We start from the raw sequence: 11,993 nt of genomic DNA, 5'->3' as shown, positions 1-11,993 counted from the left end.
ACCCTAAAAGATCCAAATTTAAGATACAACTTGGGTATGAGGGCGACCTAGTTCAATGAATTTATTCAAGACAAGAAGCATGAATCTCATTCACCTGACGATGAAAGTACCTTGCCGTTAATTTATCTTCTAATAATTTGATGCAATACATCTTGGTTTCGACCAATTTATCAAAAGTCATATTGTTTTTTTCAGCATACTTTTTGAAACACCACCGAAAATTCTACTATTCCGAATAGCAGCAAAGCACCGGAATTGATGTAAGCCAAAGCTTACAAAACAGCCTAAATTTTATCCATAATAAATGTGGATGGGATTCATCTGCTGTATCTCGAAATAAATAAGATATTTAGCTTATCATGTCAGCCTATTTGCAACAGTGCCCTTTAAGATCAGGATCAACTAATCCCCAAGAAGAAAAGGATTCTTCAGATAGAAACAGCCCTGAAATTTTTATGGTTGTAATTGAAAAAACTGTACAAATAATGTCACTTAGATTGAGTGCTTTTTATGAGGCATTCATCCCTAAAATTGGATTAAATCACCAAGATAAGGTTTTTGTGCCAGGTTTAAAGATTGCCTCTCCCATAGCATCAGGATTCGCATATTTTAAGCCTTTGATGAGATCACCATCTTTAACACCATATTGATCCATACACATTTTACAGATAAAGACTTGCCCACCATTCGCCATAATATTTTTCAGCATGGTCTGATGCTCTGCATATCTATGTTCGAATCGGCTAGAAGCAAGCATAACCCCTTGATCGACTAAATATACCGTTAAGGGATGACCCTTTTGGAATTGATTATTGCTCATACCGATAGCCATCTTTGTCCGATGCGCATCATTACTGGTGAGCAATACAAATAACGGATCTTTTGTCATTTCTGCTACTGCCATCGATAAACTCGAAAAACACAACAACAGAGACAAACATAGGTTTCGAATAAATTTCATAGTATCCATATTTTCTCTAAGACTTAAATAATGCATGAATTATCACACATATATTTATGGTGACAAGACAGTTACGTGGAGATCATTTTATCATCAAAATTCAACTTTAATCAGGTTTCTAAATGTTAGTCATCTCGATTTATAGTGAGTGACTCATCAATCTGTTTTAAATATCGATAAACAGCCTGTCGACTGATACCAAATGCTTTAGCAAGATCAACTTTGGATGAATACTTTCCTTCTTTCCAGGCTTGTTGTAAAGACGCAGCCTGCTCAGGATTAAGTTTATGAACACGACCTTTATATTTCCCTTGAGCAGAGGCTAGTTTTATTCCTTCCTTTTGCCGTTCCAGAATGATTTCACGTTCAAATTGTGCAAAGGCCCCCATCAGTTGCAGCATTAAATTATCCATCGGGGTAGATTGAGCAGTGAAAGTAATATTTTCTTTTACAAACTGGATGGAAATCCCTCGTTTGACCAGTTTATCTACTTCAGTGACCAAATCTTTTAAGCTTCGCGCAAAACGATCCATGGAATGTACTATCACCCTGTCCCCTTCCCGGACATAGTTCAACATTTCTTGAAATTTCGGTCGGTCGGTATTTTTACCCGAAGCACGGTCAACAAAAATCCGGTCGACTTCAATCCCCTCAAGTTGACGCCCAGTATTTTGCTCGACCGAACTCACTCGCACATAACCTACTTTTTGGCCTTTCACTCTTTCTCGCCCCAATTGGATAAAAATGAACAATTTTGTAAATTATAAATCTTTAATATCAAAGTTACATGTTACTTATGATTAAAAATCATTTAAATGGTACATGGTTTTACGAACTTTTAAATTGTTACTTTAGGGTATGCTCTAAAATTACATTAGGCCATTCAGTAAAGTTATAAACCCTAAATAGAAATGTCCGGTTTTTCATCCGATCAGGAATAAATATATTCTTAATAAAAAACAATAAATTAAATAGTTGCTTAGTTTTCATAATGTATATATAGTGTATATACATTTTATTGTATTAGTGCCTTTGGGAATAAACATCTTATGACTGATCAACCCAGAAAAATAAAGGCCAACAAAAAAGATGGGCAACTCTTAATTCGAATTAACAGCACTGAACGTGATGAGTTCATTCAGTTATGTGAAACTATGGACACCAGTGCCGCTAGAGAATTAAGAAAATTTATCCGTAGTTTTATGAAAAAAAACCAGTCAGCGGATATTCATACCAAGGAGTGACATCATGTCGAAGCAAGTTAAAATCTTGAAACAGAAGATCAAAGCACGTCTTGAAACGATTTCAAAACACGAAAATAAGTTAAATAAGCTCAAAAAGCAGCTTAAAAAACAGAAGTAATAGCGAGGATTAGCCTCACTAGAAAGTAAAAAAGCTGAATTTCCTATTAGGAAATTCAGCTTTTTTCATTACTTACTGTCTAACTTTTAAGGGACAGATCAGGATGTGTGTTTTTATTGCCTATATTTCTAAATCAGACTTGGAGGTGCATCAAAAATACGAATTAAAGTAACTGCAGGACCAGTTGAAAAGGCACTGTTGCAAATAGAAATTTGAGTCGATGATGTTCCCTTTAAAAAGTGCTTAGAGACCGAAAACCCTGTTGATTAGACACACTTCACCCTGAGGCTGACCATAATAAAATGACGATGCTTGTCCTTTACGTAGTGCACGCATGACTTCAATACCTTTAATTGTGGCATAAGCCGTCTTCATAGATTTGAATCCTAATGTGGCCCTGATGATTCGCTTTAACTTACCATGATCACATTCAATGACATTATTTTTATACTTAATCTGCCTGTGCTCAATATCTACTGGACATTTTCCTTCTCGCTTTAATCGTGATAAAGCATGGCCATAGGTCGCTGCTTTATCTGTATTGATGACCCGTGGAATTTGCCATTTTTTCACCGTATTGAAGATCTTTCCTAGAAAACTATAGGCTGATTTACTGTTCCGTCTAGCGGAAAGGTAAAAGTCAATCGTATGACCCCGTTGATCAACTGCACGATACAGGTAAGTCCATCGCCCCTTCACTTTGATATAAGTCTCATCCATATGCCATGAATGTAAATCTGTAGGATTACGCCAATACCAGCGTAACCGTTTTTCCATTTCTGGAGCATAACGCTGAACCCAACGATAAATTGTACTGTGATCCACATTTATGCCTCGTTCAGCGAGCATTTCTTGAAGTTCACGATAGCTGATGCCATATTTACAATACCAACGAACAGCCCAAAGAATGATTTCACCTTGAAAGTGCCGACCGTGGAAGGGATTCATCTGCTGTATCTCGAAATAAATAAGATATTTAGCTTATCATGTGAGCCTATTTGCAACAGTGCCAGAGGAACTCAGTTGAAATTGGCGACTATAATTATTTATCTTATGAAAACTGTGGAACACTGACCCGGTACGGTTCATCTACGAGTTTCCATAAATCTTTATCAGTAAAGAGTTTGAAGCAATCTACTATGATAAGATGAACCCGTTAGGTCAAGTAGCCTAACTTAAATAAAAAAGTCTCCGACAAACCCGGTACGGTTCAGTTTTTTGTTGGGATTCCCGGTGGATTTGTTTTGAACCACCAAAAATAAATCCCGTGTTCTGCAGGAATCAAAGAGGGCTCTTTCATTAACTCGGCACGACTGTATAAACGCTGCGGGTAATAATCAAAAGCATGTGATTGCTTTTTCCATATTACGTTGATCCACTCTTCTGTACGGTCTGGACGTTTATCTACAGTAATCCATTGCTGTAACAGTAAAGCCTGATCTATTTGTTTGAGTAAGTCGTAAGCTTGCTGCTCATTCAAGTCAGTAAAGCTGCGCCCTTCTTTCTCACGGTCTGCATCGCCATATTTAAAAGACATGTAACACACACCATTTGGCTTTAATGCTTTAAATAAGCGCCCCAACACTTCAGTCAGGCGATCTCTTTCACAGTGTAAAAGAGAAGCACAGGCCCAAATCCCATCATACTTAGCTACTTCATTCAGCTCATAAAAACTTTGCTGACGTACCTCGATGCCTGTCAGCTCTCTCGCCTTTTCAACCAGCTCCGCAGAATAATCAATTGCCTCAACTTGATAGCCTTTTTTCTTAAATGCCAGAGTGTCACGCCCAGAGCCACAGCCCAAATCCAGGATCAATGCCTGTTCCGGCAAATATCTTAGAAATGGTGTGTAAAGACTTTCCATCTCAACCTGATAGGTATTTTCAAAAAATGCTTGAGCATGTTGATTGTAATAATTTGATGTTTGATTCATTGTCTAAAAGCCAATATCTTATGTTAAAGAACATACTGATATTTCACTAGATAAGTCAAATGATCAGTCCTATGAATGAATCAAACTCTTATTTCACTGTATCCGGACAACTGAGATAGAAACCAAACTGGTTCTTGTAAATGGAAAAAATATGGGCTTCAGATTTCGCAAGAGTATTAAAATATTACCTGGATTAAAAATCAATCTGACGCATAAAGGCATTAGTAGCGCGAGCATTGGCAAACCTGGTGCTTCTTTAAATATTGGCAAAAAAGGCACCCGAACCAGCGTTGGTATTCCAGGCACAGGCCTATCCTATTCCAAGCACCAACCCTATAAGAACAGAGCTGGCAACCAAGAGAATCCTGCTCAGGAACAACAACCACTCTATACATCACATACTGAGAAACCCAAATCGAATGTCTGGATTTGGGTAATTTTTGGATTATTTTGTTTTATTGTCGGGGCTATTATTTTTTAAATTTAACCATTCTTTGTACCCCATAATCTCCACTGCTAGGCAAAATTTAATTCATTCATTACTATGGAAGGATGTTAAATACAATAAAGGTTGCCGCTGATGTCTGATCATGACAGTACTCTGGATTATGATGAAAATGATTTAATCGACTCTCCCTTATCTCAAGTTTTACAAGAGGATAATGAGCAAATTGAAATTCTAATTTATCGATTACCTGATAGTGACTGGACACTGGAAGTGGTGAACCAAAGTGGTACTTCTACTGTATGGGATGAAACATTCCCGTCAGATCAGGAAGCTCTATCTGTCGCTTTAGATGGAATTAAAGCCGCAGGCGGTATTCAAGCATTTTCCGAACTCAGTGACCTCGAAGCAAAGAAAAATATTTTTCCTGAATCCCTTACTCGCCATTAAAAATGAAGCTGCTGGCGTGGATCTGAATCAGTGTTTTCTGGATTCTTAGAACCTATCGCGATGATAGGTTCACTTCAACCCAAACCCATCTAGGGTTGAAGGGTCAAAGTTTTCATCAAACATAAACTCATCTGCTCGCTCTTTCTTTAATGTCGCAAGTGCATAAAAAAAACATTTCTCACATAACTGCAATTCATATCTTTCCCCGTCATGCTTAGAACCATAGCCCCAATGCGCAGATAAAGTTCCAAATTCCAATTTCGTTGATTGGTTGCATACATCACATACAATATCTGTAAGGACTTCTACCTGTTTCAGTTGTTTAATTTCCATATACGGCTCCCGATATCAATCAAATTAAATTTGTCTACATAATTATCAAAAATTGATTCCTGTTTGGTTTTAATTACCATTAAAAAAGATCAAATTTGAGCATTGTTATTGTAATAATCAACTGTACTCATCCCTACTGTATTCATTGTAATCTGCTATGTGAACATCATAATAGAAACATGTTATTTTTTGCCAATTCACAAATATAGCTAACTAATAGTGAGTATCCTATCGAGTAGGAAATTTTGAAACCTTCAATAATAAAAAAACTTTAAAATCAAGAAAAAAATGATGCTTCCTGCCATATTCAAAAACTCTAAATATACGTGAATATTGCTGTATTATTTTTATTCAATAGCACACATGGATCTGACATCTGAACTACTTTTGAAGTTTCCAGCAACACAGATAAGTACTCTAAAAAATTTCAAAAAAAGCAGAATCACAATTCATCCACAAGCGTATGGTTTCAACTTATGCTACTTAAATATGTTTAAAAATCTCACTGCAGATTTAGATATTTCTAATCGCATAAAAGAACTCCATGTGTGGAAAACTTCAGAATTTGATGGCTACTCCATTTTCAATAATATTCACTTATATCTTAGCTATTTAAAGCAAGATATTAATGAAGTCACTTTAATTATTCACAATCAACAATCTTTTTCAGATGATGAGTTAGCATTTCTGATGGAGTTATGCAGTCGTGAATTTATTCAATTCATCAAATCTACAAAATTTGACATTAAGCCTTTGAACCCACGAAAAACATTGCACTTGATTAATACACATCTTTCACGTCAAACACTATTAACTCTTAACAAAGAATTATCTTTGAAGCCACACCATCAAATGAGCCTAGAGTTACTTGCACACTTGCTTTCATGCTCTCGAAACCAACTCAATCAGCGGATGAAAAAGATCAAGCAAGAACGTACACAGATTTTTAATGAATTATCATTACACAGCAGATGTGTAAAAGATCTCTTAGATCACTCAAATAGCGATCTGAGTGCAGAAAAAATTTGGAGATCATAATGTTTAATGATCTAAGCGAGCATGTTGATTTATCCATGATCTCACTCAAAAAGACGATTGAAAAATTGTTTGCTGATGAGCAATTTGAACGTGCACAACACATCAACTTTGTAATTAAACTATTGTCTTCGCAACAGGCTGAAAACTTTCTAGATGGTCTCAATCTCGATTACTTTAACGTCGATGTAGAGTTTGATTCGCAGCTACCGATACCAGCAGTCATCGCTTTCACTAAAAAAGTGAAGATTAGTGATTTACCCATCACTTCATATATCAATTCAATTTCTCAATTATCTGAGTCACAAACTCATGCACAACATTGGAATATTTTAGTTTTAAAAGCGGCAATTTATTTAATTGCTCTTCCTGAGCTTAAACCAGAGCTTTTTAAACAAGCACACACAGAACACTTCAATACCGTAAAGCGCTTATTCCAGCGCTTTAGGAATGCGAATAAAAATTTAGATACTGAAAAAAAATATCATAATACAGAAGAGTATAGACGCCTCTGGAATGTATATCTTAAAGATCCAACGCTAAGCTTAGAACAATTTATTCAACATCTGATCACATTAGATACGGATGAATTGCCTGAGTTTGATCGCAATCTACTCAATGATATTCGTATTACTTTTAACTACGTTTTAAAAAACAAAGCGAAGATTGCACGTGCAAGTATCGATACACAGCTTCAACATCAGTTTCTTGATGAAGAACAATTCATTGAAGAAAGTATCGAAATCAAAAAAGGTGCTAAATCTAAAGCACTGAATATAGAAACGTTAATTGATGAGCCGATTAATCGGCAAATTGTTGTCAACCCAACTCACGTCACACCACTCGCAGCACATTCAGAAACGAGTCAAAGCTATGTTCTACCGCTTGTTGCAAAACATATTCAACGCAAAGAACATTTACTCACGTCGAGTAGTTTTTTCCCGAATCCATCTAGTGTGAACTATCTACTGAAAAGACTTCATGTGGACTACTCTGAGCATCAAAATAAAAGTGCTTTGATCCTGATGCTCGCATTTTTAACAGGAAATAGTCTGAATGAGTGGTTATATATACAAAGCAAGCGAGCTAAAAACTTAAATAACCGCCAAAAATTGATCCATAAAAATGATCAATTTTTCTTAAGTAGTAAATTTAATGTGTTTGAGAATCGAGATTTTGAGTACTCAGATAGCCTGCTCAACCAGACTATCTATTTAGACATTCCAATACCCAATATATTTATTACGGATCTACGTAAGATGGATTCGGTTAGTTTCGATGATATACAACAATATTTACGCAAATTAAGACAAGAATTATTAATTCCAAAACTCTCAGTCGTTAAAGTAAGCTCTCTTCTGCATCATATAGTTCTTTCAAAAACAGGAAATAAACAACTCGCCGATTTAATGACAGGAATTGATGCCAATCAGTCATCATCCCTCTCTTATTGTCATCAGAATATCCCATGTTTACATGCACAATATCTCGATACTTTAAAATCACTTTGTGCAGAGGTAGCGAGTATATATGAAAGCAATGTAACTCTTGTACCATCTACAAACATTAATTTCGGCAGTCGTAAAGCTCCAAAGCCACAGGTCATTACAGAGATTTTTGCTATATTGAAATTTAATATTTTTTCACAGGCCGAAGATGATTTAATTTCACTTTTCAATCATTACAACATCTGGATGTGGCATGTTTTATTGCTATTTACAACAGCTCGACCTGTTACTGAATTCCCTGGTTTCATCAAAAACTTTAATCTAAACCGTAAAATTTTAATGGTTTCAGACAAAGAGGTAGGTGGTCGAAATGGATTCGGACGCATCATTCCACTTTGTCCATTTTTAGTTGAAGAGATAAAAAAATTCCTTAATTTTTTAGAATATTTTTCAATTCAAATCATAATGAGTCAACCAGCTTTAAGTGATGTCATACAACAAATAGAAGCAAGTAAGCTGCCCTTCTTGGGAATCATCCAAGATGATGAGTGGAAACCACTAAGCCCTTCTACAGTCAAAGATTTCCATCCTGAATTAGGACTTGATCATGCAAATTGGCATCGCCATACAGCTCGTGCATTTTTGACTCATAAAGTTTCTGAACCTGAAATTTTAGCTCTATTTGGGCATGAACTCATGCAACAAGAAGCAGCACATCCATTTTCCAGTTTATCGCTCTCTCAATTTTCTAAAATTGCAGATATTTTAGAGCAAATGAAAGATCAATTTAAAATTAGCGGAATTGAAGTACATGTCATCATTCAATAAAAAAATCCAAAAAAAACGCTATGCTGAAGATAGACGTCAACTTCAACGTAATGAATTAGAAAAGACCCTACGAGCTGATGCAGAACAAGAGCTCCGACAATACTTTGATGAACAAAATTTCTCAACTGAAGACTTAATTCAAGCTTATCCCGCGATTTATGAGTTTATTAAACGTAAAGCACCAAATTTGGCTTGGAAAAAATATGCACATGAATTCTTCCGAACATACATCAAAGATCTCAATAAGAGCAATAACCTAGACTTCCCATTACCTTACCTCACCTTTGAGATGAAACGTGATGAACCAATTTTCACCCTAGATTGGATCCAGGCCGGTCATGAAATTGACATCATTATAGAAAAACTTTGGGATTATTGGATTCTTGCTCAAGGTAGTTCCGCTTTTTCTGATGATGAAATTATTGGGAATATTCTGCTTTGCTCAATGTTATACGGTGGATTAAATCAAACAGCTTCATCAAATGCTTTGCTCGAACATTTGAAAAACCCGGCAAAAATCCAAAAAATTTGCGATTTTAATATCATCTTTTTAGAGCCACTTTCTCAGAGCTATGGTGATTTATTTATTGATGAAAAAACGATACGCAAATCGCGTAATTTTGTTCCAGATCAACTAACACGCCTTTGGCTCATTCATTTCAATACAAGACAAATTCGTGACATCAGTCTAGACGTGAATGCGTATTTGCACCTCATTTTTCAAAAAATTAAACATCCATACACAAGTAAGACTTTCAAATTTCTACGTGACTACTCCACTTTCAACTGGCTGCAACTGAAAAATTCAGATGTTGACCCAGCATTATCACAATGCTTGTTAGAAAAAACTCTCACTTGTGGTTTATCTGAACATGAATTTGAAAACTTTACTTTCCCAAAATTTAAAACTCGGTTAGTAAATGAGTTCAAACAAAATAGCTCTTCTGCACCAAGGCCATTACCAGATCTAAATACGCCTAAATTGGTAAATAACGTGATATTTATTCATAAAAATTTGCTAAAAATTATTCGTATATCATCAACGGAACAGCCTATTGTTGAACTCATTATTAATTTCTGCCAAATCCACCAAGAGCAATTTAATGAGTTTTCTAAGCGTATTATTTTATGGCTCATCAGTCTCTATCGACCAAACTCAGAACAAGTCAAAGGGCTAGCATCTACCTTTGATTTTGATATAGCTAAATACAATAAGTCATTTCAATACAATCAAAAACTTGTAGATAGTTCAATCTATACCTATTACACACGGATCGCAGAACCTTTTTTAACTCATGCTTTACAATACAGTTGTACCCAAGATAGCGTTAATGATCTACACAGTGATACCGAGAATGACATTAATGATCTACTGAACAAGATCTATCAACAAATCATTAGCAATACACGGCTTGCTGATGAAGCAGGTCAACCTAACTTTAAAAAATCTAAAGACCAAACTATTCGTATGTTGAAACGCTTTCACACCTTTCAACAAATTGTTTTTCAAGCAGAAGATTTTGAGCTCGAATTTATCGCATCACAAAGTAGGCCCCGCGCACGTATCATTGGGCACGTAACATTCCAAGTGATATTAAAGAAATTAGAGCAACTCTTACATGACCAATTTATTTCAGATCATTTTTATAAAGTATTGAAAATAATTTATATTTTGGCCTACCGTACAGGTATGCGCATTAACGAGGTACTTGGTTTACGTGTAAAAGATATAGAAGGTTTAGATCAATTTTCTATATGGGTTCAACCTTATGGTTCAAAAAAACAAGGGAATCAACATCTACTCAAAACTGATAGTGCTGAGCGGATTGTACCTGCTTATGCGTTACTCCGAGATAATGAACACCAATTTTTTAGCGATTATATTGTAGAAAAACGTTTAGAAAATAAGGGGAATTTATATCTATTCAGCAACTTAAATGAAAATAAAAAACTGAATAAACATACCGTCACCACGCCACTAAAACAAATACTGAACCAAATTTTTAAAGAACATCATTATTCATTTCACTCTTTTCGCCACACCACAGCGAATCATTTATCACTTTTACTTAACGCTGAATATGTACCCCTTGTACAAAATCTGACTGACTATAGCGAAGACGAATATCAAAATATTCGGACTGAACTACTTCAAAATCAACATGGACAAAACCATTGGTTTGTTATTGCACACCTCTTAGGACATATAGAACCAGTTGAAACTTTCAAAAGTTATATTCACTTAAGTTATCTCATTGCTGGTCAAAAGCTACTCAAATATCATCCAAGTATGCCAAATGAGCTGGCTAAAAAAATCATGGGTTACAATGCAACGTTTAAAGATTTAAAAATGAAAAAGGATGAAAAAGACTTTGATTTTGAAAAAAATCAAGGCTTTCTAGCCAAAATATTATTGAATGATCAAACAAATTGGCTCCGAAGCAATGAAGCTGACATTTTGAATGAACTCTCACTACAATCAGAAAAACCACATGATTTTTTTGATTACTTTGCAGGAACAGAAGATTCGAAAATTTCACTTAAACGCTTCTATGAAACACTCAATATACTGGAAGTTACCAACGATCCTGAAAGCACAGCTCAACGTATGTGTTTACCTGAAGAGCTCGTCAATTATTGGTATAAAAATGCCCTAAATTTAGCAGATATTAAATCGAAAAAAGGGAATCAGCGTTTATTTAATATTGATAGCTCAACCCACTTAAAACCTGCGATGATTGATACCGATGAAGAACTTCATGCAGTGACTTATTTTTTTGAACACATACAAAAAATAGCTCGTAAAAATCCTACACAAATTGAATCTGTTCTGAATATATTTTTGAATCGAGTGACCGCTTCACACACTGGCATCCATTATCGTTGGAAGGATATTGATCAACTTGAGTATTTCTATTCCCAAATTAAAGTATTATTTCCTGCAAAATTTTGGCACTTACTTGGCCAAAACTTGCAAACGAAACTAAATGTAAAGCAACAACCTCAACTTTTCAAATTAGCTAAATCAGCAACTATTAAACACCCATCAACTCAAGAAGAATTTCCGCGTCTACAACTCTATTCAGTAAAAGATGGTCATGCTCTTGCTGCATTTAAATTTTGTCTGCATCTTGCCTGCATTGGTAAACCACTCTAAACCCAACTAAATATAATCAATAATCTCTATATTTCTTCCAT

General features: G+C 35.4%; 10 protein-coding genes and 2 pseudogenes. 6 read left to right on the top strand and 6 right to left on the bottom strand.

Translation table 11 applies throughout. The features are described from left to right. Window positions 1-18: 18 nt before the first annotated feature. The 3 genes and pseudogenes from GTK57_RS14670 to GTK57_RS06370 form a co-directional block, all read right to left on the bottom strand. Window positions 19-166 (bottom strand): annotated as a pseudogene (locus GTK57_RS14670) (IS5/IS1182 family transposase); the annotation flags it as partial. A gap of 375 nt (window positions 167-541) precedes the next feature. Next, the gene (locus GTK57_RS06375; RefSeq protein WP_228720296.1) at window positions 542-904 is read right to left on the bottom strand and encodes a DsrE family protein; all 363 of its coding nucleotides are present in this window, start codon (window positions 902-904) and stop codon (window positions 542-544) included. Window positions 905-1,086: 182 nt separating this feature from the next. Then, window positions 1,087-1,680 (bottom strand): recombinase family protein, encoded by a 594-nt coding sequence (locus GTK57_RS06370; RefSeq protein ID WP_194240564.1) that lies wholly within the window; start codon window positions 1,678-1,680, stop codon window positions 1,087-1,089. 330 nt (window positions 1,681-2,010) lie between these two features. On the opposite strand from GTK57_RS06370, the gene GTK57_RS06365 reads away from it, so the two are divergent. Further along, a complete protein-coding gene (locus GTK57_RS06365; protein ID WP_131269202.1) occupies window positions 2,011-2,205 on the top strand; it encodes a hypothetical protein in 195 nt (64 codons plus the stop codon). 361 nt (window positions 2,206-2,566) lie between these two features. Here the strand turns inward: GTK57_RS06365 and GTK57_RS06360 are convergent, their stop codons facing one another. Further along, window positions 2,567-3,271: an IS6-like element IS1008 family transposase gene (locus GTK57_RS06360; protein WP_001067783.1), complete on the bottom strand. Its 705-nt coding sequence runs from the start codon at window positions 3,269-3,271 to the stop codon at window positions 2,567-2,569. Window positions 3,272-3,677: 406 nt separating this feature from the next. Continuing rightward, window positions 3,678-4,256 (bottom strand): annotated as a pseudogene (locus GTK57_RS06355) (class I SAM-dependent methyltransferase); the annotation flags it as partial. 151 nt (window positions 4,257-4,407) lie between these two features. Here GTK57_RS06355 and GTK57_RS06350 point away from each other — a divergent pair. Together GTK57_RS06350 and GTK57_RS06345 are read left to right on the top strand one after the other, a co-directional pair. Next, window positions 4,408-4,737: a DUF4236 domain-containing protein gene (locus GTK57_RS06350; protein ID WP_087013843.1), complete on the top strand. Its 330-nt coding sequence runs from the start codon at window positions 4,408-4,410 to the stop codon at window positions 4,735-4,737. A gap of 99 nt (window positions 4,738-4,836) precedes the next feature. After that, on the top strand, window positions 4,837-5,151 hold the full coding sequence (locus tag GTK57_RS06345; RefSeq protein ID WP_096911306.1) for a hypothetical protein: 315 nt from the start codon (window positions 4,837-4,839) through the stop codon (window positions 5,149-5,151). Between the two features lie 69 nt (window positions 5,152-5,220). Here the strand turns inward: GTK57_RS06345 and GTK57_RS06340 are convergent, their stop codons facing one another. Then, entirely contained in the window at window positions 5,221-5,484 is a 264-nt protein-coding gene (locus GTK57_RS06340; RefSeq protein ID WP_163121984.1) for a hypothetical protein, read from the bottom strand. A gap of 363 nt (window positions 5,485-5,847) precedes the next feature. On the opposite strand from GTK57_RS06340, the gene GTK57_RS06335 reads away from it, so the two are divergent. The 3 genes from GTK57_RS06335 to GTK57_RS06325 are packed head-to-tail and all read left to right on the top strand — an operon-like array spanning window position 5,848 to window position 11,952. Beyond that, window positions 5,848-6,522: a hypothetical protein gene (locus tag GTK57_RS06335; protein WP_163121982.1), complete on the top strand. Its 675-nt coding sequence runs from the start codon at window positions 5,848-5,850 to the stop codon at window positions 6,520-6,522. Then, window positions 6,522-8,795 (top strand): hypothetical protein, encoded by a 2,274-nt coding sequence (locus GTK57_RS06330; protein WP_163121980.1) that lies wholly within the window; start codon window positions 6,522-6,524, stop codon window positions 8,793-8,795. Before GTK57_RS06335 ends, GTK57_RS06330 begins: the two co-directional genes overlap by 1 nt. Further along, entirely contained in the window at window positions 8,779-11,952 is a 3,174-nt protein-coding gene (locus tag GTK57_RS06325; protein ID WP_163121978.1) for a site-specific integrase, read from the top strand. Before GTK57_RS06330 ends, GTK57_RS06325 begins: the two co-directional genes overlap by 17 nt. Window positions 11,953-11,993 lie beyond the last annotated feature (41 nt).

The organism is Acinetobacter portensis (genome assembly GCF_010646905.1).
In the GTDB taxonomy this organism is placed as follows: domain Bacteria; phylum Pseudomonadota; class Gammaproteobacteria; order Pseudomonadales; family Moraxellaceae; genus Acinetobacter; species Acinetobacter portensis.
Note: the sequence above shows the minus strand (reverse complement) of the source record. Positions and strands in the feature narration are given on the sequence as shown.

Bases quoted from the DNA above. Each gene is read 5' to 3' on its own strand.
- GTK57_RS06375 (WP_228720296.1), bottom strand. From the start codon at position 904: ATGGCAGTAGCAGAAATGACAAAAGATCCGTTATTTGTATTGCTCACC.
- GTK57_RS06365 (WP_131269202.1), top strand. From the start codon at position 2,011: ATGACTGATCAACCCAGAAAAATAAAGGCCAACAAAAAAGATGGGCAA.
- GTK57_RS06360 (WP_001067783.1), bottom strand. From the start codon at position 3,271: ATGAATCCCTTCCACGGTCGGCACTTTCAAGGTGAAATCATTCTTTGG.
- GTK57_RS06350 (WP_087013843.1), top strand. From the start codon at position 4,408: ATGGGCTTCAGATTTCGCAAGAGTATTAAAATATTACCTGGATTAAAA.
- GTK57_RS06345 (WP_096911306.1), top strand. From the start codon at position 4,837: ATGTCTGATCATGACAGTACTCTGGATTATGATGAAAATGATTTAATC.
- GTK57_RS06340 (WP_163121984.1), bottom strand. From the start codon at position 5,484: ATGGAAATTAAACAACTGAAACAGGTAGAAGTCCTTACAGATATTGTA.
- GTK57_RS06335 (WP_163121982.1), top strand. From the start codon at position 5,848: ATGGATCTGACATCTGAACTACTTTTGAAGTTTCCAGCAACACAGATA.
- GTK57_RS06330 (WP_163121980.1), top strand. From the start codon at position 6,522: ATGTTTAATGATCTAAGCGAGCATGTTGATTTATCCATGATCTCACTC.
- GTK57_RS06325 (WP_163121978.1), top strand. From the start codon at position 8,779: ATGTCATCATTCAATAAAAAAATCCAAAAAAAACGCTATGCTGAAGAT.